The 26,745-nt window shown below is 60.3% G+C and carries 19 protein-coding genes and 1 pseudogene; 7 read left to right on the plus strand and 13 right to left on the minus strand.

Annotated features, from left to right (window positions below; all coding sequences use genetic code 11):
- Positions 1-79 precede the first annotated feature (79 nt).
- The 4 genes and pseudogenes from ACE04I_RS01950 to ACE04I_RS01965 form a co-directional block, all read right to left on the minus strand.
- Positions 80-2,641: an Ig-like domain-containing protein gene (locus ACE04I_RS01950; protein ID WP_046793197.1), complete on the minus strand. Its 2,562-nt coding sequence runs from the start codon at positions 2,639-2,641 to the stop codon at positions 80-82.
- Positions 2,642-2,667: 26 nt separating this feature from the next.
- Positions 2,668-3,771 (minus strand): hypothetical protein, encoded by a 1,104-nt coding sequence (locus ACE04I_RS01955; RefSeq protein ID WP_487206554.1) that lies wholly within the window; start codon positions 3,769-3,771, stop codon positions 2,668-2,670.
- A gap of 100 nt (positions 3,772-3,871) precedes the next feature.
- Positions 3,872-4,195, minus strand: a pseudogene (locus tag ACE04I_RS01960) (BapA/Bap/LapF family prefix-like domain-containing protein); the annotation flags it as partial.
- Positions 4,196-4,684: 489 nt separating this feature from the next.
- On the minus strand, positions 4,685-6,073 hold the full coding sequence (locus ACE04I_RS01965) for a TolC family outer membrane protein (RefSeq protein ID WP_245282048.1): 1,389 nt from the start codon (positions 6,071-6,073) through the stop codon (positions 4,685-4,687).
- A gap of 340 nt (positions 6,074-6,413) precedes the next feature.
- Between ACE04I_RS01965 and ACE04I_RS01970 the strand changes: the two genes are divergently transcribed.
- Together ACE04I_RS01970 and ACE04I_RS01975 are read left to right on the plus strand one after the other, a co-directional pair.
- Positions 6,414-7,931, plus strand: a complete 1,518-nt coding sequence (locus ACE04I_RS01970; protein WP_082118253.1) for a UDP-N-acetylmuramoyl-tripeptide--D-alanyl-D-alanine ligase — start codon at positions 6,414-6,416, stop codon at positions 7,929-7,931.
- Positions 7,931-9,013: an alpha/beta hydrolase family protein gene (locus ACE04I_RS01975; protein WP_487206449.1), complete on the plus strand. Its 1,083-nt coding sequence runs from the start codon at positions 7,931-7,933 to the stop codon at positions 9,011-9,013. Before ACE04I_RS01970 ends, ACE04I_RS01975 begins: the two co-directional genes overlap by 1 nt.
- A gap of 39 nt (positions 9,014-9,052) precedes the next feature.
- Here the strand turns inward: ACE04I_RS01975 and ACE04I_RS01980 are convergent, their stop codons facing one another.
- The 8 genes from ACE04I_RS01980 to ACE04I_RS02015 form a co-directional block, all read right to left on the minus strand.
- Positions 9,053-10,234, minus strand: a complete 1,182-nt coding sequence (locus ACE04I_RS01980; protein WP_046793194.1) for a mandelate racemase/muconate lactonizing enzyme family protein — start codon at positions 10,232-10,234, stop codon at positions 9,053-9,055.
- A 10-nt stretch (positions 10,235-10,244) separates the two neighbouring features.
- A complete protein-coding gene (locus tag ACE04I_RS01985; RefSeq protein WP_046793193.1) occupies positions 10,245-11,156 on the minus strand; it encodes a dihydrodipicolinate synthase family protein in 912 nt (303 codons plus the stop codon).
- A complete protein-coding gene (locus ACE04I_RS01990) occupies positions 11,153-11,989 on the minus strand; it encodes a carbohydrate ABC transporter permease (protein ID WP_046793192.1) in 837 nt (278 codons plus the stop codon). Before ACE04I_RS01990 ends, ACE04I_RS01985 begins: the two co-directional genes overlap by 4 nt.
- A gap of 1 nt (position 11,990) precedes the next feature.
- Positions 11,991-12,920, minus strand: a complete 930-nt coding sequence (locus ACE04I_RS01995) for a carbohydrate ABC transporter permease (protein WP_487206450.1) — start codon at positions 12,918-12,920, stop codon at positions 11,991-11,993.
- Between the two features lie 77 nt (positions 12,921-12,997).
- Positions 12,998-14,275, minus strand: coding sequence for an ABC transporter substrate-binding protein (locus tag ACE04I_RS02000; protein ID WP_487206451.1), 1,278 nt, complete (start codon positions 14,273-14,275; stop codon positions 12,998-13,000).
- An 81-nt stretch (positions 14,276-14,356) separates the two neighbouring features.
- The gene (locus tag ACE04I_RS02005) at positions 14,357-15,163 is read right to left on the minus strand and encodes an SDR family NAD(P)-dependent oxidoreductase (RefSeq protein ID WP_487206452.1); all 807 of its coding nucleotides are present in this window, start codon (positions 15,161-15,163) and stop codon (positions 14,357-14,359) included.
- Entirely contained in the window at positions 15,163-16,257 is a 1,095-nt protein-coding gene (locus tag ACE04I_RS02010; RefSeq protein ID WP_487206453.1) for an ABC transporter ATP-binding protein, read from the minus strand. The genes ACE04I_RS02005 and ACE04I_RS02010 overlap by 1 nt, the downstream gene beginning before the upstream one ends.
- Before the next feature lie 21 nt (positions 16,258-16,278).
- Positions 16,279-18,003, minus strand: coding sequence for an SMP-30/gluconolactonase/LRE family protein (locus ACE04I_RS02015; RefSeq protein WP_046793188.1), 1,725 nt, complete (start codon positions 18,001-18,003; stop codon positions 16,279-16,281).
- A gap of 141 nt (positions 18,004-18,144) precedes the next feature.
- On the opposite strand from ACE04I_RS02015, the gene ACE04I_RS02020 reads away from it, so the two are divergent.
- Together ACE04I_RS02020 and ACE04I_RS02025 are read left to right on the plus strand one after the other, a co-directional pair.
- Positions 18,145-19,296 (plus strand): mandelate racemase/muconate lactonizing enzyme family protein, encoded by a 1,152-nt coding sequence (locus ACE04I_RS02020; RefSeq protein ID WP_046793187.1) that lies wholly within the window; start codon positions 18,145-18,147, stop codon positions 19,294-19,296.
- 14 nt (positions 19,297-19,310) lie between these two features.
- Positions 19,311-20,225 (plus strand): 2-dehydro-3-deoxygalactonokinase, encoded by a 915-nt coding sequence (locus ACE04I_RS02025; RefSeq protein WP_487206454.1) that lies wholly within the window; start codon positions 19,311-19,313, stop codon positions 20,223-20,225.
- Positions 20,226-20,923: 698 nt separating this feature from the next.
- Here the strand turns inward: ACE04I_RS02025 and ACE04I_RS02030 are convergent.
- Positions 20,924-21,628: an alpha/beta fold hydrolase gene (locus ACE04I_RS02030; RefSeq protein ID WP_046793185.1), complete on the minus strand. Its 705-nt coding sequence runs from the start codon at positions 21,626-21,628 to the stop codon at positions 20,924-20,926.
- A gap of 197 nt (positions 21,629-21,825) precedes the next feature.
- Between ACE04I_RS02030 and ACE04I_RS02035 the strand changes: the two genes are divergently transcribed.
- The 3 genes from ACE04I_RS02035 to ACE04I_RS02045 all read left to right on the plus strand — a co-directional run.
- Positions 21,826-22,380 (plus strand): TetR family transcriptional regulator, encoded by a 555-nt coding sequence (locus tag ACE04I_RS02035; RefSeq protein ID WP_046793184.1) that lies wholly within the window; start codon positions 21,826-21,828, stop codon positions 22,378-22,380.
- A gap of 25 nt (positions 22,381-22,405) precedes the next feature.
- The gene (locus tag ACE04I_RS02040; protein WP_487206455.1) at positions 22,406-23,599 is read left to right on the plus strand and encodes an efflux RND transporter periplasmic adaptor subunit; all 1,194 of its coding nucleotides are present in this window, start codon (positions 22,406-22,408) and stop codon (positions 23,597-23,599) included.
- Between the two features lie 6 nt (positions 23,600-23,605).
- Positions 23,606-26,745 (plus strand): multidrug efflux RND transporter permease subunit (locus tag ACE04I_RS02045; RefSeq protein ID WP_487206456.1); only part of this gene is annotated, 3,140 nt, incomplete at its 3' end.

Consider the following 26,745-nt stretch of genomic DNA (forward strand, 5'->3'; position numbering starts at 1 on the left):
TTCCCTTGCCATTTTCGCGGATCCGGAGGATCCGGATCCGCATGGAACGGTGCTGCCAAAGATGGTTCGGCAACGGCGATCAGACGACTGGCAAGTCTAGTCGTTCATCCTCGCGAATGATGGGTTCGAACGGATCGACGGGGTTAATTTCCGCAATCTCCGTCACCTCGGGGGTGCTTGGAAGGGGAACTGTCTCGGTCGATTGCGGGGTTGTGTCGGCTTCCTCCTTAAGGGCTGAGAGATCGACGTCCTCAGCACCCCTCTCGATAAGACCGTTAAGCGTGAGAAGCGCCGCGCTGGATGGGCTTTCGGCTACTTCGGCCTCTTGTGAGGTGTCGGCCTGGGCGCTCAGATCGGCGACTGGCACGGTTTCATCGCCATCGGTGCCAGCCAACACGTCTTCCGAGAACGTCTCCATCATCACACCAGCCCCCGGCACTCCGGGATGATCAAGGGTGATGGTCAGGCTAGCAGTCTCGCTTGATCCGTCAGGCGCAGTAATCGTGTATTCAAACACATCCTCGTCACCGGTGGAGCCAACGAATGGTGAGTTAGCCACGTAGCTGTAGGAGCCATCGGGATGGATGGTGAGAACACCGTGGTCGCCCGGAATGTCGAGACCAGCCGTGGTCACTGCTATTCCGTTCACTTGGGAAATTACAGTGCCGTCGGGAGCCGTATCATCAGTGATGACATTGCCTTCCGCGGACCCGCTCACGTTGCGATAGTCGGTCACAACATCGGAGGTGGTTGTCACGCTCACGGCCGCAAGCGCAGACAAATCCAGCAATCCGCCAGGATTGGCCAGCACAAGGTAATAGGTGCCGCCGCCGGAAAATTCAGGCAGAGTGAGTTCTGCCCCGTCCCAGCTCGACAGCAAGCCGAGGACGCCGGGATCATATTCGAGCCAGTTCGTCACCTCATGAACCAACGTAGCTTGAGTCTCGCCATCGGCCACCCGGTAGACGAGCAGATCATAGTCATTATCGCCGACGAGACTCAACGATGCCAGAGCATCGCCACCCCCTTCGATACTGATTTGCCGAGTTGTATTTTCGGCGACTGTGAAGCTCAGCGGGCTTTGCCCGGCAAGCAGCGATACGTCGATGGTGTCTCCCAGAACCCCTAGATTGAGGACCGTGCTGACCGATCCGGACTCAGCCGGCTGGATGTCCGTGGTCGGGGTGACCGTGAGGTTCACGGCCGCCGCATCATCCGCTGGTTCCAAATCGAAAACAGTTACCGATCCGAGTGAAACAGTCGCTCCGACATTGCCTGTCACGTCGCTTTGCCGCACTTGAACGCTGCCGTCAGCGTAACTGCCGGATGGCAATTCGAAGCTGTTGCCGGTACCAGCTTGCCACGTGCCACCACCGTCGAGGCTGTATTCCCACACCGCGCCTTCTTCCAGACCGCTGACGGTGACGGTGCCGTCGCTGGTCAGGCCATCGCCAATGCTGCCCGTATCGACCTGAAGTACCGCAGTTGGAGCGGCTGGGGGTGTAAGATCCACGGTAATCGGGCCAAGGGGGGTAGCCGGGCCCTCGTTGCCGGCGGCGTCAATTTGGCGGACCTGCACATCGGCATCGGCATATGCGCCCTCCGCCAATTCGAAGCCGTTGCCTGCGCCGGTGAGCCAGGTCACACCGCCATCAATACTGTACTGCCAGCTCGCGCCCGCTTCCAGGCCATCGACCGTGACGGTGCCGTCGGCCGTGAGGCCGTCGCCCGCAGCGCCAGTATCGTTCTGGAGTGAAGCGGTCAAAGCCGTCGGTGGTGTGGTATCAACGATTATCGGCCCGAGCGAAACCGCCTCTCCGACGTTGCCCGCGGCATCTGTCTGGCGCACCCGCACGTCCGGGTAGCTGCCTGGCTCAAGTTCGAAACCAGTGCCGGTGCCGGTTGTCCAGCTGACTCCGCCGTCGGTGCTATACTCCCAGGTTGCTCCCGTTTCGAGGCCGCTAATCGCCACCGTTCCGTTGCTTGTGACGCCATCTCCTTCGGCTCCGGTGTCGTTTTGAAGAGAGACGGTCGGAGCAGCCGGAGGCGTTGTGTCACCCACGCCCTCGATCGAAATTGTTAGCGTGGCGGTGTCGGTTCCCAATCTATAGGTGAAGACATCTTGCTGCCCCGCAACGCTTGGGTCATCGAAGGGTTCGTAGACGTATGAACCATCCGGGTTGATGGTCAGATTGCCGTACTCTCCCTCCAGAGTGATGCCGCCAGCCGGTACGGTGACGAAGTTTCCGGAGGTGTCCTGAATCTCCAGCACTTCCCCTTCAACGGTGTCGTTGACGAGAACATTCCCTTCGACCGCTACACCGTCGGCGAGCACGGTCGTGTCGTTCAACGTAGCATCGAGCTCAACGGTGGGAGCGACAGAGAGAAGACCGCCACCGCTGTAGGTGAGCCGATATTGCCCCGATGTCAGGTCCGCGGCGGTAATGCGTGCGCTTTCGCCGGAAAGACCGATCAGGTCGAGAATGCCACCCTGGGAGGTGTCAGCCACAAAATCCCATTGACCTGTTTCTTCGTTCCAGATCTCCAGTGTCGCCTCCGCCACATCGAGCAGGCTAAGGGCACTGGTGACCGATACGTCGAAGGTGGCGTCCGTGGTCGTATTCTCGGGCACGTCGAACACGTAGCTGTGCGACCATCCGCCAACCGTTAAGAGTGCGGTGTCGGAGGCGAAATCTGTTCTCTGGCTGGCGACGGAGCTGAGCTCAACCTCCGCGGAAGCAGTATCATCAACAGCATCCGCATCCGCATCAGCGTCCGCATCGGCGTCCGCGTCGGCATCCGCATCGGCGTCAGCGTCGGCATCCGCATCGGCGTCAGCGTCAGCATCCGCATCCGCATCAGCATCGGCATCCGCATCAGCATCTGCATCTGCATCCGCATCAGCATCTGCATCCGCATCGGCGTCAGCGTCTGCATCAGCGTCGGCATCGGCATCGGCATCTGCGTCCGCATCGGCGTCTGCATCGGCGTCCGCATCGGCGTCAGCGTCCGCGTCGGCATCCGCATCGGCGTCAGCGTCGGCATCCGCATCGGCGTCAGCGTCGGCATCCGCATCGGCGTCAGCGTCTGCGTCGGCATCCGCATCAGCGTCGGCGTCAGCATCTGCATCAGCATCTGCGTCCGCATCGGCATCAGCGTCGGCATCCGCATCAGCATCTGCGTCGGCGTCTGCATCCGCGTCAGCGTCAGCGTCAGCGTCTGCGTCTGCGTCGGCATCCGCATCGGCGTCAGCATCTGCGTCGGCGTCGGCATCCGCATCGGCGTCAGCATCCGCATCAGCGTCGGCATCCGCATCCGCATCCGCATCAGCGTCAGCGTCCGCATCAGCATCCGCATCGGCGTCAGCGTCCGCATCAGCATCTGCGTCGGCGTCTGCATCCGCGTCGGCGTCAGCGTCAGCGTCTGCGTCTGCGTCGGCATCCGCATCAGCATCTGCGTCGGCGTCGGCATCCGCATCGGCGTCAGCATCCGCATCAGCGTCGGCATCCGCATCAGCGTCGGCATCCGCATCTGCATCTGCATCAGCGTCAGCGTCCGCATCAGCATCCGCATCGGCGTCAGCATCCGCATCCGCATCAGCGTCGGCATCCGCATCTGCATCGGCATCAGCATCTGCGTCCGCGTCGGCATCAGCATCGGCATCAGCGTCCGCATCCGCATCGGCGTCTGCATCGGCGTCAGCATCCGCATCAGCGTCTGCGTCTGCGTCTGCGTCGGCATCCGCATCCGCGTCAGCATCGCCATCATCATCGTCGGACCCGCCGCCGGCCGCCAATGCGGCTCCACCTCCCGCAAGCAACAGCGGCAACGCAATGCCTAGTATCGAGCCACTCCCACTCCCGCCAGCAGCACCCACAAGCTGGTCACCCGAGCCAGCCGGCGCAAACTCAAAGTCAGCCAATGCATCCGTGTATTCACCAACCCACACATTACCGGACGAGTCCTCAAGGATCAGTTCGCTCCGCTGGTCGCCTTCACCCGTGTAAAAACCGCGGATCCAAAGCTCGTCACCATTTCTGAGCTGTAGCACCAGATCCTGACCGGAGCGGTTGAAGGAGGCGATATCGCCAGGGGACAATGAAAGCTTTATGGTGCTGGGGTTTGATATGAAGATCCGATCTTCTGCTACAGTAACCGTTTCGCCGCTTACCTTGTCCGAGACAACTGCTACCATCGGGATGCTCCTCGCGTGATCGATGCCGTATCATTCGGCCCATTCAAGCGACGCTGTCGCGCAACGGTGTGCACGAGGCGACGCCTCGAAGCACTCTTCACCGCAACATCGCGGTGCAACCGCCGCTTGCCATCTCATTGGCAACTACGTCGCCTTGGTCCCTCTGGAAAGTCTGCCGCAATGGCCTCGTAATTCAACCCAAGGTCGATCGCTGCTTCACGACAACATTAAAGAGCGATGAAATCGGCAGGGCATATCCTAGGTGAAGCGTATCAACCCGCGACACCAAAATCCCAGTGTGGACCAAAGAGGTCACCGCCACATGATCGAAGGGGTGCAGAACGTCTCAAATTGCGCCATCACGTGATCCGCAAAAAAATCAGATCGGCGCAATCCGCGCCGATCTTGGTCTTCCTTAAAATCGCCTGCGTAATTTGGCGTTGGACGGACCATAACCCTTCATTGGTTGGGACGTAGCTATTTACAGTTTCAACGCGCGGTTTGCGCCTTCGCCGTCTGCGGAACAAGCCCGAACATTTCCCTCAACTGACCGGCCGCAAAGGCGCACTCGACACTCAGCTTATAAAGGTCAAAGCGCGTGTTGATCTCGTCGAGACGTGCCGAATGAAGCTCCTGGTCCGCATTGAGAACGTCGAGCAGAGTTCGAGTCCCAAGGTCGAGGAACTGCTTCTGATAGAGATCCCTGGTTTCCCGCATATTCGACTGCCTGGAACCAAGAGAATTCAAAAGAGCGCTTAGGCTGCTTACCTGTGCAACAGATTCGGCCCACGTCTTTTGAATGTCGAACTTAGCTGCCGCGACTGCCGCCTCCGAAGCCTCGGCTGCATACTGGGCGGCGTTCTGGCGCGCCTTAAAAGCTCCCCCGTTATAGAGGTCTCCTTTGACTTTTATCCCGACAACGTAGTCCGGGTCATCATCGCTCCCCCAAACGTTGAAATTCCCGGAAGCCTCCAGGGCAATGGTCGGCAACATTTCGGCTCGTGCAAGCTTTACCCTCGCCTCCGCTTCGGTCTTGCGGGATTTCGCGGCAAGGACTGCGGGCACGGTTTCCCATGCCGGCTGCTGCCCTGAACAGGCGCGCTCCAGCTTGGGAGGAAATGATGAACGAAGCTGAACGGGACCATTCGTTCCCAAAAGCGCATTCAGCGTGCTCTCCCATCTTTGCTTTTGTGCCGAAATCTCTAATTCTGTGGCTTGCGCAGCCTGGATGCGAGCTTGCGCCTGCAATTTGTCTGATCGTGTGCTTGCCCCACTATCAGTTCTGGCATCGACCAATCGGCCAATCGCCTGCACGTCATCGATCTGTTCCTTTGCAACTCCGGCAAGTTTTTCGTTGCGCATAATCTCCACGGCGGCAAGCGCGGTTTCCCGGATGATATCGTCGACGGCGGCGAGGAACTCAGCCCTGCGGACATCATGCACGGCCGATTCTGCCTGGACCCGACCGGACACCTTGCCGAAGTCATAGAGCATTTGGGTGGCGGAAATGTTGAACTTGGGACCCCAATCCCGGCTCGCTCCACTTTCGAGACCCAGATCCAATCCTGCACCGACGGACGGAAGATAGCCCGACTTGGCCTCCGCAATGACTTCATCCTGCTCCTTGATACGCCCAGCCGCCTCTTGAACTGCAGGGTGCCGGTTCACCGCGCGATGCACCATTGCCTCGACATCAGAGAGATGTTTGGCGGACGTTACCGAGGCCGCGGAGGGGGCATCCTTCGGCCTGATCAGGTTTGATGCGACCGCCTGTTCTTTTTGGACCGGTTTCTGCTTTGATGTTTGAGTGCAGGAGGATTGCAGTAGTGCAGCAGTAGCGATGAGGCCGAGGATAAAGGGACGAAGGGTTAAACGCATCTGGGCTCCATGAACCGGAGAGCAAATCTGCAACCGGCCCACGCGACACCAATGGCTGGCAGGAAAAATCCTAAACACCTGTATGTTGCACTATAGGTGATTCGTTAATTTGCGCAAAAGCTTAGCATGGGACATCAAACGAGATATCTACCGGCATCACACCCCAACGGTTGAATGATCGATTGAGGGCTGTCGAGCGCCAGCCGGGACATGTGTTAACGTCTCATTAGTAGATTGCCACACTCATCGTGTCCGGAGCGTGCCTCGAAATGGACTTCGGTGAAGCTCACCCTAGAATAATATCAAAACGCCGAGCAATGCTCATGAGACCGGAGGTTCGATGAAGAAAAACCTTCCAGGCATGGATGCTGGGGAAATGGCTGCCCCGAAATTCAAAACTTTTCATGGTGAGCGGACTATTTCTGACGCCCACTGGACGGCCGAAGAGGTGGTGGAGGCAACCAAAGGCACGTGGTTGGCAGCGCCGCCGGCGGGCTGGTCTGCAAGCGGGCTGTGCATCCATGCGTCAACAATGAGACATGGCCATCTTGCCGTTCTTCGCCCCCCGGGGGACGCAGGAAGAGGCATTCCACTGCATACTCTTGTTGGATTGAAGCCGCCGCCTGCGGCGGTGATTGCCGCACAGATCCCAGATCAAGGCTTGCCAGATTTGCCGGTGCTGCAGGTCCGCGACACCGATGAAGCCATTCTGGGGATGGGCCGACATGCACGTGATCAGATGACCAGCACCGTGCTGGCGGTTACCGGAAGCGCAGGCAAGACAACGACAGTCGCGATGTTGGCTCACGTTTTATCTATCTGGGAAGACACGCCAAGCTCTTCCCATAGCGCAAACTTGCCTCACGGGGTGGCCTGGAACCTGGCTTCGATGCCTAGGCAAACCCGCTTTGTCGTATTGGAGCTGGCAATTGGACGCATGGGACAAAGCTCAAGACTGGCGCGTCCGCATCTGTCGCTGGTCACCAACATCTTGCCCGCTCATCTGGGAGAGAACAGCACCTTGAAAGACATCGCGCTGACCAAAAGCGCGATATTTTCCGGGATGGCTCCAGGCGGCGTTGCCGTTCTCAATCGGGATATGCTGGAATGGGAGACGGTTCATTCGGCCGCGGTGGCAAGAAACCAGAAGGTCGTTCATTACGGGACCACACGGGAAAGCGCTTTTCAGCTGCTCGAATACGATACGGCTGATCAACGTGCGCTGGCATCTATCGCCGGAAAGAAGATCGAATATCGGATGGCGGCCGCGGGCAAGCACATGGCCTTGAACGGCCTTGCCGTGCTTGCAGCCGTGAGTGCGCTCGGGCTGCCCATCGAACCGGCGGTGAAGCAGCTGGAATGCTTCTCTCCTCTTCCTGGCCGCGGCGAGGAGTTTGAGATCGTTCTCGCCGGACGACGCGTAGCCGTCATTGACGATGCATACAATGCCAATCCCGGCTCGATGGCCGCTGCACTGGAAAATCTGGCCTCACGGATCACACAGGGGCGCAAGATTGCGGTTCTCGGCGAGATGGCTGAACTCGGTCCAGGCGCACCCAAATACCATTCAGACCTCGCCCTGCTTGTCAAACGGCTCGACATCGACCGTTTTTACTGCATCGGAAAATTATACGAAGACTTCTTTCATGCCCTTCCCTCACACCGCCAAGGCTATTTAACCACATCGCTCGATGACCTTCGCATGAAACTCACCAGTGGCGTGAGCTGCGGAGATACTCTTCTGTTCAAAGGTTCCCACAGCACCGAGATGCACAAACTGGTTGCCTCCTTGAAGCAGGACGCAAACCGAACACGGGACGAGACCGGTGAAACTCCTGTTCGGTGCCGGCAAATCTGATGCGCGGCGTAAGGAACGCGTTAAAGCTATTTATCAACTATTGCTGGCGACTGCTGCGCTGGCAGGTGATCAAGTATTTGTTCCTATTTTTCGGCATCCCGAGCCCGGCGAGTGTAACCCTGGCCGATCAGCCCCGGCTCGGCCCGTTTGAGCAGTCAGCACCGAAGCAGCTTTCCGTACCAGTTGGAAGCGAGCCCTTTGACGCGGAAGAGGTACTGTATGGAGCGGTGAGCTCGCCAGACCAATGCGCGCAAGTTCCCGATGGCATGTGGATCGAAGTGGATGGCAAAGGCGAGTGTATCAGATATTACGGACACGGCTTTTCATCGAATGGTACCCCCCTGGTTCTTGTGTATTTCAGCGGCGATGTCATGCTGCGTACCCCTAAGGGGGAGCGATATGTGGGCTCCTCTTATGCCGACCGCTCTCCGGCGGTCATCACAGACGAGATGGCCCAGTGGTCGACAGAAGCCGGTACGCCAACCATCTTCCTGGCGCGTCCGGGGATTTACGGATCTTCAGGAGACCACAATCAGCGGCGCCATAGCCGCGAAATCGATCTCATGAATGCAGCGATGGACCGTCTCAAGGAAAGATATGGTGTATCTTCCTTTGTCCTGACAGGCCACTCTGCCGGCGGCCAGATTGTCGCCGCACTTCTCAACAAACGCGCCGATCTTCACGCGGCTGTCATGTCCTCACCGCTTGCCTCGGTAAAGCAGGTAGCGGCATTTTGGGAGAACCGGCGGGATATTCCGGGCCGCTTTCTCTATGATGTCGAGGCCTTTTACGATCCCGTAGAGGAAATTGATCGGATCAAAACCGAGCCGTCGCCGCGCATATATGTCATTTCCGATCCGGAGGATCGGACCGTACCTTTCTACAGCCAACTCTATTACGTGCGGCGGTTGCGTGCCTCCGGTCTCAAGCCCCAACACATCTATGCACAGGCTGCCGATCCCGCCCACCATCTGCTTGCGGAGCACGCAAAGCGTGCGGCTACTCTTATCGCGCGGGACCAGCCCGATGCCGTCGTCCGGCGAGCGCTCGTCGAATTGGATCTACTAAGCCTCAGTAAGTAGGCAAGATCCGTTTTCCTTAAACAACCGCTGTCCTTGCGGCTAGCGGCGAATGGCAAACTTGAACACCTCTTCCTTCGGCTCGACCCCCAGGCCCGCGCCGGTCGGGACGACATAGGTCCCCTCGCCCGAAGCCATGTCGCCCTTGGTATAGGTGAGGTTCCGGTCGAAGATCGAATGCTGGTACTCGTGGTAAGGCACGTTCTGCAGCGCGGACGCGGCTTGGAGGCTCGCCGCCATGAAGATGCCGACGCTGATCGAGGCATGCGGCATGATGTTCATGTGAAAGGCTTGCGCCATCTGACCGATACGGATGAACTCGGTAATGCCTGTGTGGCCCATTTCCGGCTGGACGATGCTCATGGCGCGCGCCTCGAAACGCGGACGGTATTCGTAGGTTGTGCGTAATTCCTCGCCGAGCGCTAAGGGCACACCGATGCCGGCCGCCACCCGCGCCTGGCCCTCGAGGTTCTCCGGCTGCACCGGCGCTTCCGCGAAATAGAGATTATAGGGTTCGAGCCGCCGGATGATGCGGACCGCCTCGCCTGCCTCGAACTTCCAGTGCAGGTCGACCATCAAGTCGATATCCGGGCCGACGGCCTCCCGCAACGCCGCCATCTCCTTGACGATATCCTCCTCGGACACGACAGCTGCGAACTTGATGCCCTTGTAGCCTTTGCCGACCCAATAGGCGGCAAGATCGCAGCGCTCTTTCAATGTCGCCTTCGGCAGACCCGAAACATAGGCGCGGATCGTGTCATGCCGCCGCCCGCCGAGGAGCGTCGAGACAGGCACGCCGAGATTCTTGCCGGCGAGATCCCAAAGCGCAATATCGACGCCTGCCAGCGCATCGAGGTAATAGCCGCCGAAGAAGCCACGCACCCGCATCAGGTCGTAAAGATCCTCGTGGATGACCGCTGCATCGCCCGGATCGCGGCCGATGATGACCGGACCGAGTACATCATCGATAATCGCTTTGGTGGCCTCGGGAGCCACGATGCCGTAGCACTCACCCCAGCCGATTTTGCCGCTCTCGCCGGTTGCTTTGATCAACAGTGTCATGTCGGTCGAGGGATAGATGGTACGGTTGCCCTTGCGGATCAGGTAGCCGCGCTCGTTGATCGCCTCTCCTTCCTTGAGCGGTCCGAGATAGGGCACCTCGCGCGGAATGGAGATGATGAAGGTCTCCACCGAGACGATCGCATCGACGACGTTTTTGGGCATGGGTCCCGGCTCAGTTCGGCTTGTGATTGGTATAAGGCAAATCGGCCTCCGCCAGAAGCAGTGCCAGCTCCTTGCGGTCGCCCTCGTCGAACTTCGGGCCTTTGCCGCGTACGAATGTGTTTTTGATGACGCCTCGGCGGCGCAGAACTTCCTTGGTCATATGCATGCGGAAAATCGCCTGGAAGTTCAGAAGCGGGAGCGAAACGTTGTAGAGCCTGCGCGTGGTGGCGGCATCGCCTTTCTGCCAGGCATGGATCATCTGGGCATGAATATCGGCAAGCTCGGCAGCCGGCATGGTACCGGCTGCGCCGCGCGCCAGTTCGTCGGTGACGTAGCGCCCCCCGGCGCCGCCGAAGATCGCCTCGACCGAACCGTTGGCGGCTGCCTTGATACGGGTCAGGTGCTGACCGCAAGGAGCCGTCTCCTCCTTAACGTAGCGGATTTCCGGCACAGCATTGGCAACCGCCGCCACCTCCTCCGGGGTCAACCCAGCACCGATCGGCTTCGGCTGATTCTGCAGCATGATCGGTACGCCGGCATTGGCGGCGACTTGCCGGAAATAGTCCGTCTGCGCGGCAATGTCGTTGCCGAGCGACAAGGGTGCCATCACCATGGCTGCCCCTGCCCCGATCTCCGCTGCCTGCGCCACGTGCTTTGCCGCCGCCTTCGGGTCCGGATCGCTGGCGCCGAGGATGATCGGAATGCGCCCGCCGACCCGTTCAGCCAATAGTTCGACTTGCCGTCTGCGCTCCTCAGGTGTCAGCGTATCCACCTCGCTTGCCACACCCGGATAGACGACGCCGTCCACCTTGCTCTCCAGCGCAAAGTCTATGATCGACAGGAAATCGGCCTCATCGATCGAGCCATCGTCGCGGAAGGGCGTGGGGAGAACGGGAAAAGCTCCGGCTAGGGTTCTGGTCATTTAACAGCTCCGGCAGTGACGCCCTGAATGAAGTAACGTTGGAGAAACATGAAGGCCGCAACGATCGGCGCGGAGACGAGCAGAGAAGCCGCCATCGCGCCGCCCCAGTCGGCATTGAGTTCGTTGAGATAGGTCAGGAGAAGTCCCGGCCCGATCGTGCGTTTTTCGTCCGAGACGATGACGGTCATCGAATAGAGAAGATCATTCCAGGACCACATGAAGGAATAGAGGAACACGGTGACGATCGGCGGGATGGAGATCGGGATGACGATCGTGTGGAAGATCCGGAAATCCGAAGCGCCATCGGCACGCGCGGCATCGATCAACTCGTCCGGAACCTGACTGAAATAGCTGTAGAGCATGTAGGTCGCGACCGGCAGCGCGAAAACGATATAGCTGAGGATCAGCCCCAGACGCGTATCCAGGAGGCCGACTTCCGTCATCAACGGATAGAGGCTGATCAGGAGCAGGCCGAAGGGAAACATCTGCGCGGACAGCATGAACAGCATGACTGGCTGGCGTCCGAAGTAGCGATATTTGGCGAAGCTGAAGCCGGCATAGAGGGCCAGGATCGTGTTCAGCAGCGCGCTCGACCCGGAGGTGATCAGGCTGTTGGTGAGATAGGTCAGAAGCTTGCTCTCCGAAATCGCCGTCCAGTAATTCTTGAGCGTGATCTCATGCGGGTAGAGCGTCGGCACCACGCGGTAGAGTTCGGCATTGTCCTTCAGGGAGGACGTGATCATCCAGTAGAGCGGGAAGAACATATAGAAGCCGATCAGGCACATCGTTCCGAAGAAGACGACCTTGGCGGTACGGCTGGAAAGATCGAACATCTCAGCGCCCCTTTACCAGCATTCGGAGATAGAAGTAGGCGGGTGGCAGAAGCGTTGCGACCCAAAGCACGCCGATTGCCGAGGCCATGCCGATATCCCATTGTTCGAAGGCGCGGCGATAAACCTCGATCGAGAGGACGGAGGTTGCCCGAACCGGGCCGCCACCCGTCAGCGCGAAGATCGTATCGAAATCCTGCAGACCGCCGATGACCCCCAGTACGACCACGACCAGCAGGACCGGACGAAGATGCGGAATGATATGATCGCGCAGAATGGCGAAGTTGCCGGCGCCATCCACACGCGCGGCATCGATCTGCTCCCTGTCGAGGTTCTGCAAGCCCGCCAGGAAAAAGGCCATGAACAGCGGGATCGAGCGCCAGATGCGGGTTAGCACGACCGCTGCTAGCGCGCCATTGGGCGTGGAAAGCCAGGCCTGCGGCACCTCGATCAGGTTCATTTCCAGAAGCAGGGCGTTGAGAACGCCATAGCGGCTGTTGAAGATCCAGCCCCAGATGAAGGCGCTGACGGTGCTCGGCACCACCCAAGGCAAAAGCGAAAGCGATCGGATCGCGCCGCGTCCGCGAAAAGGTTGATTGAGGATCAGGGCCCAGCCGAGACCGAGCACCACCGTGCCGGCTGTGGCGCAGCCGACATAGATCACCGTGACGATGAAGCTGTCGAGCACTTCGGGGCTCGACATGATGGTGCGGAAATTATCGAACCCAATGAAAGTCGGTTCGAAATTCTGCAGCGTATATTCGAACAGCGACAGGCCGAGCGCCTGCGCGAAGGGATATACGATAACGATCGAGAAGGCGGCCAGTGCCGGCAGCAGCATCAGCATGCCGACACGGCGTTCAACGCCTTTCAGCCCGCCTCGGCGTGTCAGGGGAGACACCCGGAAGCCGCCTGTCATCTCTAAATTCGTCATGGGATCGGTCGCCTGCCAAGTTGGAAATTCAATTGTCCGACGCCGCGGTTGGGGCGCGGCATCGGATAAGCTCCGGCTTACTGGCTGTAGCCCGCCTTGCTCATGACCGCCGCCATCCGCTTGCCCATGGAGGCGATGGCGTCGTCAGCCGATTTCTGGTCGAGAAGTGCCGCCTGTACCTCTTCGCCGAGGATCTGGGTAAGCTCGGCGCCGTCCGGCCAGATGCCGACCTCGTTCATGACTGGAGACTTGTTGAACTTCGCCCAGTCGCTCAGGTAGGCATCGTCGGCAATGCCGGGAGCCTTGCGGGCATCGACAGTACCAGGCAACGCGCTCTGCTCGACCGGGAACTGCGTCTGCACGGCGTTGTCGGCCAGATAGGCGACGAACTGCATATTGGCATCATCCTTGTTCGCCGGATCGCTCTGGGCGAACGAGATGATCATATGGCCCCACTGGATCGACTTGGGTTCGTCGCCGGCATTTTGAACCGGCACGCCCATCGGCTGCACATTCTTGTCGAAATCCTTGCCCTGGCCGGAGAAGCTGCGCAGGAAGGCACGCGACTGCGGCGCGTCGATATAGAAGGCAGCCGCGTTCTGGCCCATCAGGCGACGGGCGTCCGGACGATCGATTTCCGGCGCGGAAAGGCGATCCTTCATCAGGCCGACCATGAAGGCGAGCGCCTTGCGGCCCGCATCCGAGTCGACGACGACCTTGCCCTTGGCATCGATGATATGGCCGCCGAAGGTCCAGTTCCAGATCATGAAGTCGAGCAGAATGGAATTCGGGTTTTTGGTTGCCATCGCATAGGGAACGGAATTAGGAACCTTGTCTCGCACGGCGGCGAGAGCGGTCTGGAATTCCTCGATCGTTGCCGGAACCTTCTCGATGCCGGCGTTCTTGAGGACGCCCGTATTGGCGACCATGCCGATCGAACCGGACATCAACGGCAGCGCAAGCTGCTTGCCATCCAATTGACCCATGGCAAGCGCATCGGGCGCATAGGTCTTGGCCAGATATTCCTTGCCGAACACCTCGTTGTAATCGACCAGACCCGGCAGGTTGCTGAAGGTCGGCAACCAGCGCTCGGAAATCTGCACGACGTCCGGCAGCGTCTTGGAGCGGGCGCGCAGGAAGAGATTCTTCTGCATGTCGCCCCAGGCGGAGCCGATCGGCTCCACCGATAATTTGGTCTTTTCCGTGAAACCCTTGAGGAATTTCTCAACGGAAGGCTTTGCCGATTCCTCGGCATAGCTATAGCCCATGAAGCTGGTATCGGCCGCGTGGGCTGCGCCAGAGATGGCGACACCCAAGATTACCGTGGCGCGGAGCAGTTTGCGAATTGCGTTCATTCCTTCCTCCCAATGAAAGACGATGAAACTCTGTTTCAACCTCCAAAAAATCGCAGGGCGAGTGCTGACACCCGTCCGATCCTAAACCACTCCTCCATCGACGATGAACGTCTGAGCCGTGATGAGACGGGAATCGTCTGCCGCCAGAAACAGCGCCATGCGGGCAATATCGGGCGGCAGCAGGTGTTCCTTGAGGCACTGGACCTCGAGGTATTCGGAAAATTTTCCCTGGTAGACGCGTTTGGCGCGCTCCACCTGTCGCTCGGTCAGCACCCAGCCGGGCGCGATGGAATTGACGCGGATGTTGCGCTCGCCAAGCTCGCGGGCCAGCGACTTGGTCATGCCCATGACGGCCGATTTCGCGGTCGTGTAGAAGATCAGGCCCGCCGCCCCGCGCATCCAGGAGATCGATCCCATGTTGATGATCGACCCGCCGCCGGCCTCCGCCATGTCGCCGGCAACCGCCTGGGCTGCGAAGAACTGGTGGCGCAGATTGGTCTGGAACCGTTCGTCCCAATATTCAGGCGTCACCTCTTCCAGTGGCCTGCGGTCGTCATTGCCGGCGTTGTTGACCAAAACGCGGACCGGACCGATCTCGGATCGAAGTGCCGCAATGCCAGCTCGCAGGGCATCGATGTCGCGGAGATCGGCGGCGCGGTGAAATGGCCAGTTGCCAGTCTTTTTCCCGACCGTTTCGGCCGTCGCGTCAGCCACGTTTGAGTGGAGTTCGAGAAAGCCGACCTTGCAACCTTGCGCGCAGAAATGCTCGACCAGCGATGCTCCGATGCCCGACCCGCCGCCGGTGATCAGCACGCCCTTGCCCTTGAGGCTCGGATAGTGCGCCGCCTCGACATGTACTTTCTCGACGAGTTCCGGGTGGACGGTCATCAGGCTGCCTCCAGCGCCACCGGACGCGCGGACGCAATGGACTGTCCATCGGCCGAGAAGACATGAAGCATGGCAGGATCGACATGCACCCCGATCGGTTCGTTGCGCTTGACGGCGCGGTCGCCGGAAAGCCGCACGACGAACATCTCCTCGGAACCATCGAGCGCCACATAGGCATAGGTATCGCTGCCGAGATGTTCGGTGATCGTTACCGTGCCGGCCAGCGAGTCCGCAGCGCCGCGATTGACGAGTTCCACATGTTCCGGCCGGATGCCTATTTCAGCCGGCGCGGAGGAGAGGTTGCGCGGCAGGCGCACTTCACCACCCGGCACCGCGAAGGCACCTTCGCCTTTCCTGGCCCCGAGTTTCAGGAAATTCATCTTCGGGCTGCCGATGAAGCCCGCCACGAAGCGGTTGACGGGCTTGTTATAGAGGTCGAGTGGCGAGCCGACCTGCTCGACGCGGCCGGCATTCAGCACGACGATCTTGTCGGCCAGTGTCATGGCCTCGATCTGGTCGTGGGTGACGTAGATCATCGTCGTGCCGAGGGTTTCCTTCATCCGGGCGATCTCGATACGCATCTCGACCCTGAGTGCCGCGTCGAGGTTGGAGAGCGGTTCATCGAACAGAAAGATGCGCGGTTCGCGCACGATGGCGCGGCCGATCGCCACGCGCTGGCGCTGACCGCCGGAAAGCTGGCGCGGCTTACGCTCCAGATAGGCATCGATGCGCAGCTTCTTGGCCGCCTTTCTGACCCGCTCGGCGATCTCCTGCTTCGGCGTGCCGGCAAGCCTCAGAGCATAGCCCATGTTTTCCGCCACCGTCATATGCGGATAAAGCGCATAGGACTGAAAGACCATGGCGATGCCGCGCTTGGCGGGCGGCACGTCGTTTACCAGTTCGCCGTCGATCGCCATCTGGCCGGACGTAATTTCGTCCAGGCCGCAGATGAGCCGCAGCAGCGTGGATTTCCCGCAGCCCGACGGGCCGACAAAGGCGACGAATTCGCCATCCTCCACCATCAGGTCGATACCCTTGAGCACATCGACGGAGCCGAAGGACTTGCGGATATTTTTCAGTTCAAGCTTGGCCATGGCTTCTCCTCCCGGTCCTTATCAACCCGCAAACATCTGCGCGAGCTGGCCCTTGATGCCGGTATCGATGGCAAACACGCTGCCGGAAAGCGGCGCCTCGGCGAGCTGGGCGGCCGAAAGCCGGATGCGAGCGGATGTAACGAACAGGGTCTGCATGTCGGCTCCACCGAAGACACAGCTCGTCGGGCGCGGCACCGGCAGGTGCACGACACGCTCCACCTTCCCTTCAGGATCGTAGCGGGTGACGCACCAGCCGTCCCAATGGGCGACCCAGACGAAGCCTTCGGCATCGACCGTCAGACCGTCCGGCTTGCCTTCCTCCTCCGGCACCACAATGAAGGGGCGCCGGTTGGCGATCTCGCCGCTTTCGAGATCGAAATCATAGGCATAGACCGTCTGCTTGGCGGTATCGGTAAAATAGAAGGTCCGGTCGTCCGGGCTCCAGCCGAGACCGTTCGACACATGGAAGCCGCGATCCATTTCACGGGCGCGTCCATCCGGATCGAGCCGCCAGAGCCGACCCTGGTCCGGCGAGGTATCGATCGCGAGCGTTCCGGCCCAGAGCCTTCCGCGACGATCGCACTTGCCGTCGTTGAACCGGTTGCCGGGGCGATCCGCTTCCGGCCGGGCGATGGTGGTGATTTCGCCGGTCGCCAGATCGAGCCCGCGGATCTCGCCATGCATGGCAGCCACGAAGCCGCCACGGTTTCTGGGAACCACAAAGCCTATGAGTTCCGGCACCTGCATGGAGCTATAGGTACCTTTGACCGGATCACCCGTGTGCACAGCCGGCGCCAGGATATCGACAAAATAGAGTTTCCCGTGTTCCGGCGACCAGTGCGGCCCTTCGCCCAAAAAGGCGCTTGCGGGAATGACGCAGCGAACGTCCGTACGATCCGGGCCCAACGGACGCGGTTTGACGGCAAGCGACATGGCGAATTCTCCAAAATTGCCGGATGTGCGGCGCGCCGCCTCGATCACATCGCGGCCGAAAGCATGCAAGCGATCCACCGGCAAGCGGAAGGAAGGGCCGATGATACCGATCGCCCCGATCGGCTCTCCGCGATGATTGAGAACCGGCGCGGCGACCGAGGAAATACCGATATGCTGTTCGTCGATCGAAACGGCGTAGCCGCGGGCTTTGGTCAGGTCGAGCTGCCGGGTCAGTTCGTCGACATTGACAATGGTGTTGGGCGTCAGGCGCTCAAGCTCGATGCCGTCGAGCAGCGCACGGCGCTTTTCGAGCGGCAGGTGAGCGAGGATCGCCTTGCCGAGCCCGCTTGCATGAGGCACGGCCCGCGAGCCGACGCCATTGTTGAGGCGAAGGGGTTGGGGAACCTCGCGCTGGTCTATGTAGAGCACGCTGTTGCCGTCGAGCACGCCGAGACGGATCGCTTCGCCAGTCAAATCCCGCAGCCGTTCGAGTTCCGGCTCGGCCGCGCCGCGCAGGTCGAAATTGTCCCAGACCTTGTGAGCCCATTGGAACAGCCGCGGCGCCAACCGGTAGACTTGATCGCGGCTATCGAAGGCGAGCAGCCGTTCATCCAGGAGCGCCTGAAGCAGGCGATGCAGGGTGCCCTTGGGAAGCTGCGTCTGGTCCAGGAGTTCGGTGAACCGCAGCCCCCGCGGCTCGGCCGCAACCGCATCGACGATCTGGATCCCGCGCGTCAGCGCCTGGACGCCCGGCACGCCATGCGTGTCGTTCGCAATGTCCTTTTCGACTGCCTCGAATTGCACCTTGGCCATGACCTCTCCCAGACGGCGATTTTTCTGCCGCTCCCACAGCATGCCGTCCCGCTCTTGCCAAGAGACATATCTTGGAACTAAGTTCCATGTCAACAGCAAAGCCATGACGGATGCTTTGTCCAGCGTGAGGGAGGAGATATCTTGCGTATTATAAAGGTGGACCATTGGCTGGTTCGCATACCCTTTACGGAAGACATTCTATGGGGTTCCGGCCGGCGGATCGGCACGACCCGGTTGGTCTGCAGGATTGAGACGGATGGAGGCATTGTCGGCTGGGGCGAGACGATTTCGCTGATCGCCAACGTGCCGGCCGTGTTTGCCGATATCGTCGCGCCGCTGGCGATTGGTTATCGGATCGCGGATGCCGAACGCTTCCACCGGCATGTGCTGGGCGCCGGTTTCTATCATCACAAGCGGGCGGCCGTGATGGCGATCTGTGCTCTCGAAATGGCGATGTGGGATGCGCTCGGCAAGCAAGCCGGCCTGCCGCTTTATGCCATGTGGGGCGGACGCTGGCGAAAAGACGTGGAGGCAGCAGCCTATCTCTTTACCAACGATCCGCACGGCCTGTCGGAGCGGCTGAAGCGCTTCCTCGATATTGGCTATACCACGTTCAAGGTGAAGATCGGCTTCGATGAGCGGAGCGACATCACCTTGGCCGACGCTTCCCGCAAGGCGATCGGCGACCATCCACTACGGCTTGATGTCAACGGAGCCTGGACCCCGGCGACCGCCAAGCGGCAGCTCGATAAGCTGAAGCCCTTCGATCCGGCCTATGTGGAGCAGCCGCTTGAACTGGACGACCTCGCCGGCCACGCCGCCCTGGTCGCCAGGTCTTCCGTGCCGATCGCGCTGGACGAAAGCGCCTATACGCTTTCCGATGTCGGCAACATCATTCGTGCCAATGCGGCGGATGTCGTGCTCCTCGATCCGCACGAGGCCGGCGGGCTCTGGCAGACGATCAAGGCTGCGGCGATCTGCGAAGCGGTCGGCATGCCCGTCACGCTGCATTCGGGCGCGGAACTGGCGCTTTCGCAATCGGCCTATATCCATCTCGCCGCATCCCTTCCCAACATGTCCATCGCCATCGATACCGAGCGCGCCTATCTCGGCGGCGATATTTCCCCCGATCCTCCGGTTTTGAAGGAGGGGCGCTTCCAGGTGCCGGAAGGACCAGGGCTCGGCGTCGACGTGGATATCGAACAGCTCGAAAAATACCGCGTCGCCGGCATTGCCGGAGCCTATCTCGACAGCGAGCGCAGGGACTGGTTCCCAGTCAAGCCGGCATACTGATGCGAGGAAATCCCATGTATATTGCCATTGAGTGGACCTCCGCCGCCTTCCGCGCGCTCCTGATGGACGATGACAAGGTGCTTGAAGAGCGCCGAAGCGATCGCGGCACGGTGAGTGTTCCCGACCGCGCTTTCGAGGCGATCCTTCGTGAGGAACTCGGCGACTGGGCAGGCAAGGCCGAACGGATCTTACTTTCAGGCATGATCACCAGTCGCAACGGCTGGATCGAGAGCCCCTTTGTCCCGACACCAGCCGGCCCCTTGGATCTCCCGGAAAACGCCGTGCGCCATAACATCGCCGGCCTGCCGCCCTTGCTTTTCCTTCCGGGAATAGCGCAGACGCAGCCGCTGCCCGATGTCATGCGCGGCGAGGAGATGTCGCTCTTCGGGCTCGCCGAAGCCGATGGCCTGTTCGTGCTGCCGGGCCCGCATGCGAAATGGGTGAGAATGAAGGATGGCCGTATCACCGGCATCACCACCTATATGTCGGGCGAAATCCTCAACCTCCTGAAAAGGGATTCGCTCGTTTCCCGGCTCATACCCCTAGCCTATGAGGAACAGCCGCAAGCCTTCCGCCGCGGCGTTCTTACAGCATATAACGAAGGCGCCCTGCCCGGGCGCATTCTCGCGCGCATCTTCTCGGCCCGCAGCCTCGTCCTGTTTGGTCTGTTGAAGGCGTCGGAGATTTCGGACTATCTGAGCGGACTGATGATCGGCGCGGAAATATTCGAGGCCTTGCATGCTCAAGAAGAGCAGCGGATTTACATCACCGGTCATTCGCCACTTGCGCATAGATATGCAACCGCGCTCGGCCTCTTCGGAAAGCAGGGGCGGGTTTTGATGCCTGATCTTGCTGCAGGTTTCAGAAAAGTGGCGGCCAGCCGCAGCGACTCTTCCACGTCATCCGTGACGAAGAGGATCGCAGACTGATACCGGCTATAAAGTCCGGCGAAGCGCAGCGCCACCTGGCGCGGGTTTGCCCTTTGCATCGGCAAACGCGCGCTTGATGTGTGTCCGACATAAAAGTACGCTAGAAGACGAAGCGAATGTCGAAGCCCAACTGCTGATAGTCTTCAGTTATCGTCCGCACATCTGTGTCTCGAAAATCGCGAGAAGATTGCAACGAGAGAAACACTCGCAAATATTGCATGTGAGGTGTTCGAATGCGTTCCGTCGGAGTCATCAGGCGAGATGAGAAGTGGGTCGTACAAGTAAACGATGATCAGCAATTCGATGAGCGCGAGTTTGCCATTGAGTCGAATGCCATCGCTTGGGCTGCGGGACATAGGAAGCGATTAGGTTTACCAGCGGAGCAGGCTAAGCAGACCCACGAGGGCTCTATGCGCTGCTGACGGTGCTGAAGCGGAAACCGGAGCAAGGGCGCTCGCTCTGCTCTGCAGATTAATCTGGCGCCATTTGGCAATTGGGACCATGCCACTTGCCAGACGTATTATCGAGTTCGTTGTCCATGTCTGAAGCGCTGCAAACCGGATAGCGATCGTCATCACGTCGACCCACGCTGAGAGACCTATATTGACGAACAGGGGGTGCCGTGATCAGGCGGCGATTGCCCTTGCTGCCTTAGCGAGAGCTTCATCACACAATTCGCGAAGGCATCCGAGCCTCACTCACCCTGTTCCCAACAGGCTTTGCCGGTCGAGCCATCTGCCGATCGTCGAGGCCAGGCTTTCAGGCGCTTCAAGCGGGATCATATGCCCAGTGTTCTCTATAACTTCGAAGGCCGAACCTTTGATGCCGTGGTGAATTTCCAGGGACTCGTCGTGAGACCTGAGCTTGTCCTGATCTCCGGCGATCACCAGGGTCGGGCAGCGAATGGCACTCAGCTCGCTCCGCTCATCGTTGCGATCGAGAAGGGATTGCCGGCGGAACACCTCGCCTCCCAACCGCTGCCCCATTGCCTGAATACGCATAATGAGATCTGTCCGTCTCGTATTGTCCGGGTGGAGTGAGGAGGCAACGGCTGCAGCGCTCAGCCCTCGGAATGCGGCCGCATTCGCCTGTGCCTCGATCGCTGCCTTGCGCTTGGCCTGCACCTCGCTATCGCCGCGCGCTGAGGTGGCGATGAGGATCAAGGCGCTGACGCGATCTGGAGCCTGCCGGACGATCTCCCGTGCGACATAGCCCCCCATCGAGAAACCGACGAGCACGAAAGCTGGCGGCGCATCGGCAAGCGCGCGCTCGGCCATCTCGACCAGCGTACCGTCTCTTGTGAGGTCGGCATGGCTGATCGGACCGAAACGAACGAGTAGCGGTTCCATGTCCCGCCAAAGATCAGCGTCGAGCATGAAGCCGGGAACAAGAACCATCGCCATTTCAAATGCCTTTCCAGTCTCGTCCACCCTGCGGAGCCGAAACCAACTGCCATCCCTGGCCATCTCCGGTCAACGCCTTCAATCAGGAGAAACATGCGTCCACGATGTGCAGCCCCGCTCTTCACAGTAGCAAAAAACTCTTGCAAAAAAGAACGAACGTTCATATTTTAATGCGAGTTGCTTTTCGGGAAATCACCTTGACCAGAGTTCGCAAGATCACCGCTGACGATATTCTCGACGCCGCCGAACGTGTCGTCGTCAAGCTTGGGGCGGCGGGGCTTTCGATCGATGCTGTCGCCAAGGAAGCCGGCGTGAGCAAATCAAGGGTCGTCTACGATCACAAGAGCAAGAGCGCCCTCCTTGAGGCGCTTATCGACCGGCACGTTCAATCCGACCTGGCCCATATCGAAGCTTGCGTGGAAGAGAGCGCGCACACGCCTCATCCGCAGCTCTTCGGCCGGATTGCCTCAGCGGAGAGCGCTTTCGACGAGACGGACCGCGCCGTTGCGATGGCGCTCAGCGCCTCGATGTCCAGCGAGGAAGGTCTCCAGACGATCATGCGGGATTGGGTTGCGAGGGATCTCGCCGCGATGGCCTCAGGTGCGCGCCCGAGGGCAGCACTGATGTCGTATCTGGCCCTGTCCGGCTTCTACTGTACCGAGTTGTTCGGCTTTCACAGCTGGCCCGAAGCCGAACGCCAGGAAATCCTCGACGGCATCCGCAAGATCTACACCTCCTTCCCAGAAACCTGATCCACCTCTCCCTTAGGACAACACCATGTTTTGCATTACCGGACAGCCGCGCAGCAAAGCGTTGCTGGCAGCAACTCTCGCCCTTTCCCTCATCTCCGCTCCGGCTGTGGCTCAGTGGGGGGAGATGCCGCCGCCCGTTGTCGGCGTCTTCGAGCTCAAGGCCCATCCCGTGCCGGTCGTCAACGAGCTGCCGGGAAGGATCGCGGCTACCCGGATTTCCGAGGTCCGGGCAAGGGTTTCCGGCATTCTCCAAGAGCGGGTCTTCGAACAGGGCGCGCTCGTCAAGGAAGGCGACGTCCTCTACCGCATCGATCCTCGCCTGTTCAGGGTCCGGGTCGCCAGCGCGCAGGCCTCCCTGCAGCGCGCCAAGGCGACGCAGGCAAACGCCCGGCAGCAGTTGGAGCGCCAGCGGACGCTCAAGGAACGCAATGTCGCGACCGGAATCGAGTTCGACACGGCGGCCGTCGCTCTCGCGCAGGCAGATGCCGATGTCGCGCTCGCAGAGGCTGCCCTGGATGAGGCCAAGATCAATCTCGATTACACGGAAGTGCGCGCACCGATCACCGGTGTCATCGGCGGGGCACTTGTCACCGAGGGTGCGCTGGTCACCGCCGACGGCACGTCCAATCTCGCGCTGATCCAGCAGGTCGATCCCGTCTATGCCGACTTCACCCAATCGGCGCAGCAACTTCTGGACCTCAAGCGGGCAGTCTCATCCGGCAAGCTCGCCAGCACAGTGCCGGGCGAGGCACGCGTCGAACTCGTCTTCGACGATGGCTCCGTCTACCAGGAACCAGGTCGGCTGCTGTTTGCCAGCGCCAACGTTGACCCCAATACCGGACAAGTAACCTTGCGAGCCGAATTTCCGAACAGGAACGGTGAGCTTCTTCCGGGCATGTATGTGCGTGTGCGGATCGAGCAGGCAGTTCGCCAGGATGCTATTACGGTCCCACAGCGCGCCGTCGTGCGAAACGAGACGGGACAAGCGCAGGTCTATGTCCTGGGAGAAGGAGACACGGCGGAGATCCGCAATGTGACTCTCGGCCAATCGCTTGGTTCCGAATGGATCGTCGAGTCGGGCTTGAACAGCGGCGAGAAGATCGTCGCGGACGGGGTCCAGAAGGTGCAGCCGGGAAGCAAGGTTGTACCGGAGCCCTGGCAGCCTTCGAACTCTCCAGACAGCAACGTGGAAGCCGTTTCCGGCCAGGCCTCGGAGTAACATCACATGGCACAATTGTTCATCCGCAGGCCGATCCTGGCCTGGGTTTTCGCGCTGTTCATTTCGATTGCCGGAGTGATTGCGATCCCGTTCCTGCCGATCGCGCAATACCCGAAGGTCGCGCCACCCCAGCTCACCATCTCGACGTCTTATCCAGGCGCTTCGCCGCAGGAGATCTATCAGGGGGTCACCCGCCAGATCGAGGAGGAGCTGAACGGCGTCGAGGGGCTCATGTATTTCGAGTCCACATCGGACAATTCCGGTTCGGTCAGCATCAACGCGACCTTCCGGGCCGGCACGAATATCGACCAGGCTTCGGTGGACGTACAGAACGCGATCCGCCGCGTCGAGGCCCGCCTGCCGGCAACCGTGCGCACCCAGGGCATCAACGTCGAAGAGGCCAGTTCCGGCTTTCTCATGATCGTGTCGCTGACCTCGACCGATGGCAGCCGCGACGAGGTGGCGCTCGGTGACTATATCAACCGCAACATCATCGGCGAGATTCGACGGCTCGACGGCGTCGGTCGGGCGCAGCTCTTTGCGAGCCAGCGGGCGCTGCGAGTCTGGATCGATCCCGACAAGATGGTCGGTCTCAACCTGACGTCGGAAGACATCAGCGCGGCGATCTCCGCCCAGAACGCCCAGGTGGCCGCCGGCCAGATCGGCGCCAGACCCAATCCCATCTCGCAGGACCTCACCGCCACCGTGCTCGTCCAGGGTCAGCTGACCACCGTCGAGCAGTTCGGAGATATCATCCTTCGCGCCAACCCGGACGGCTCCACTGTGCGGCTAAGGGATGTCGCCCGGATTGAGGAAGGTTCGGAATCCTACAATTTCACCACGCGTCTGAACGGGCAGCCGAGCGCGGCCATCGCCATCCAGCTCTCCTCCACGGGCAATGCCGTCGCCGTGTCGGAAGCGGTGCAGACCAAGATGGAGGAGCTGAAGAGGTTCTTCCCCTCCGGTGTGGAATATTCCGTCCCCTATGACACGAGCCCGTTCGTTTCGGCATCCATTGAGAAGGTCATACACACGCTGATCGAGGCAGTCGTCCTCGTCTTCGTGGTAATGTTCATCTTCCTGCAGAATTTCCGCTATACGGTGATCCCGACCCTTGTGGTTCCCGTCGCGCTCTTAGGCACATGTGCCGTCATGTATGCGACCGGCTTCTCGATCAACGTGCTCACCATGTTCGCCATGGTGCTGGCGATCGGCATTCTCGTGGATGACGCGATCGTCGTCGTGGAGAATGTCGAACGCATCATGGCCGAGGAGGGCCTGTCTCCGAAGGCCGCCACAAAGAAGGCGATGGGCCAGATCACGGGCGCGATCCTCGGCATCACGCTCGTGCTCTCATGCGTCTTCATCCCGATGGCGTTTTTCCCCGGCTCGACCGGCATCATCTATCGGCAGTTCTCGCTGACGATGGTCGCCTCGATCCTGTTCTCGGCCTTCCTTGCCCTGTCTTTGACGCCTGCGCTTTGTGCGACCTTCCTGAAGCCCATCAAGCATGGCCATCACGAGAAGAAGGGTATCGGCGGCTGGTTCAACCGCAGTTTCGACCGGCTGACGTCAGGCTACTCGAAGTCGGTCACAGGCATGGCGCGCCGGGCGGGACGGATGATGGTCGTCTATCTCGCGCTCGTCGTCGGCCTCGGCTATCTCTTCGTGAGCCTTCCGTCCGCCTTCGTGCCCGACGAGGACCAGGGCTTCCTGATCGTCGATATTCAGGGACCGCCGGAAGCAAGCGCAAACCGCACGATCGAATCCATCAAGCAGATCGAGGCGATCTTCAAGGCGGAGCCCGCCGTCGAAAACGTCGTGGCCATCCAAGGCTTCAGCTTCTCGGGCAACGGTGCGAACGCCGCTCTCGCTTTCGTGACGCTGAAGGATTGGGCCGAACGCGGCGAAGGAAACTCAGTCCAGGAGATCGCCGACCGGACCAATATGAAGCTTTTCGGTCTGAAGGATGCTACCACCTTCGCGCTGTCCCCTCCCCCGATCGAGGGTTTCGGAACGACCGGCGGCTTTTCGTTCCGTCTTCAGGACCGTGGCGGCCAGGGCCAGGCGGCGCTCGCCAAGGCGGCGGCGGAACTGATGGCAAAGGCCGGACAGAGCCAGGTGGTGACGGGACTTCGCATCGAGGGCATGCCCGATGCGGCGCAGGTCCTGCTGGTCATTGACCGCGAGAAGGCCAACACTTTCGGCATCTCGTTTTCCGACATTAACAATGCGATCACCGCCAATCTCGGCTCGTCTTACATCAACGACTATCCGAATGCCGGACGCATGCAGCGCGTCATCGTGCAGGCGGATGATCGCGCCCGCCTACAGATCGAGGACGTCCTGAAGATCAACGTGCGCAACGCCAATGGTGGCATGGTCCCCCTCTCCTCCTTTGCAATCGCCCAATGGCAGAAGGGTGCACCGCAGATCGTCGGCTACAACGGTTATCCGACCATCCGCATCGCTGGCGCGCCAGCTCCGGGCCAGTCTTCCGGTGCGGCGATCGCGGAAATGGAAAGACTTGCGTCCGAGCTGCCGGAAGGCTTCGGATTCGAGTGGTCCGGCCAATCGCTGGAGGAAATCACCTCGGGCAACCAGGCGCCGTTCCTGTTCGGCCTCAGCATCCTGTTCATCTTCCTGCTGCTTGCCGGTCTCTATGAAAGCTGGTCGATCCCGCTTTCCGTGATGCTGGTCGTGCCACTCGGCGTCATAGGATCGGTCCTTGCCGTCATGCTGCGCGACATGCCGAACGACATCTACTTCAAGGTGGGTCTGATCGCGATCATTGGCCTCTCGGCGAAGAATGCGATCTTGATCGTGGAGTTCGCAAAGGACTACTACGCTGATGGCAAATCGCTTCTGGAATCGGCCGTGGATGCGGCCAGGGTCCGCTTCCGGCCGATCATCATGACCTCGCTCGCGTTCACGCTCGGTGTCGTTCCGCTGGCGATCGCGACAGGTCCGAGCGCCGCGAGCCAGAACGCCATCGGCACTGGCGTTCTCGGTGGAATGATCTCCGCTACCGTTCTGGCTATCTTCTTCGTCCCGGCCTTCTTCGTATTCGTCCTCAAGGTGATGCGAACGAAGCGCCCGGTCGAAGATGAGGATGCGGAAACTGCCGCCGTTTCCGCATCGACGGG

Source organism: Rhizobium moroccans, from assembly GCF_057559155.1.

Excerpts from the sequence above, each read along its gene's own strand:
- ACE04I_RS01955 (WP_487206554.1), bottom strand. The coding sequence starts at position 3,771 with ATGATGATGGCGATGCTGACGCGGATGCGGATGCCGACGCAGACGCAG.
- ACE04I_RS01965 (WP_245282048.1), bottom strand. The coding sequence starts at position 6,073 with ATGCGTTTAACCCTTCGTCCCTTTATCCTCGGCCTCATCGCTACTGCT.
- ACE04I_RS01970 (WP_082118253.1), top strand. The coding sequence starts at position 6,414 with ATGAAGAAAAACCTTCCAGGCATGGATGCTGGGGAAATGGCTGCCCCG.
- ACE04I_RS01975 (WP_487206449.1), top strand. The coding sequence starts at position 7,931 with ATGCGCGGCGTAAGGAACGCGTTAAAGCTATTTATCAACTATTGCTGG.
- ACE04I_RS01980 (WP_046793194.1), bottom strand. The coding sequence starts at position 10,234 with ATGCCCAAAAACGTCGTCGATGCGATCGTCTCGGTGGAGACCTTCATC.
- ACE04I_RS01985 (WP_046793193.1), bottom strand. The coding sequence starts at position 11,156 with ATGACCAGAACCCTAGCCGGAGCTTTTCCCGTTCTCCCCACGCCCTTC.
- ACE04I_RS01990 (WP_046793192.1), bottom strand. The coding sequence starts at position 11,989 with ATGTTCGATCTTTCCAGCCGTACCGCCAAGGTCGTCTTCTTCGGAACG.
- ACE04I_RS01995 (WP_487206450.1), bottom strand. The coding sequence starts at position 12,920 with ATGACGAATTTAGAGATGACAGGCGGCTTCCGGGTGTCTCCCCTGACA.
- ACE04I_RS02000 (WP_487206451.1), bottom strand. The coding sequence starts at position 14,275 with ATGAACGCAATTCGCAAACTGCTCCGCGCCACGGTAATCTTGGGTGTC.
- ACE04I_RS02005 (WP_487206452.1), bottom strand. The coding sequence starts at position 15,163 with ATGACCGTCCACCCGGAACTCGTCGAGAAAGTACATGTCGAGGCGGCG.
- ACE04I_RS02010 (WP_487206453.1), bottom strand. The coding sequence starts at position 16,257 with ATGGCCAAGCTTGAACTGAAAAATATCCGCAAGTCCTTCGGCTCCGTC.
- ACE04I_RS02015 (WP_046793188.1), bottom strand. The coding sequence starts at position 18,003 with ATGGCCAAGGTGCAATTCGAGGCAGTCGAAAAGGACATTGCGAACGAC.
- ACE04I_RS02025 (WP_487206454.1), top strand. The coding sequence starts at position 19,311 with ATGTATATTGCCATTGAGTGGACCTCCGCCGCCTTCCGCGCGCTCCTG.
- ACE04I_RS02030 (WP_046793185.1), bottom strand. The coding sequence starts at position 21,628 with ATGGCGATGGTTCTTGTTCCCGGCTTCATGCTCGACGCTGATCTTTGG.
- ACE04I_RS02040 (WP_487206455.1), top strand. The coding sequence starts at position 22,406 with ATGTTTTGCATTACCGGACAGCCGCGCAGCAAAGCGTTGCTGGCAGCA.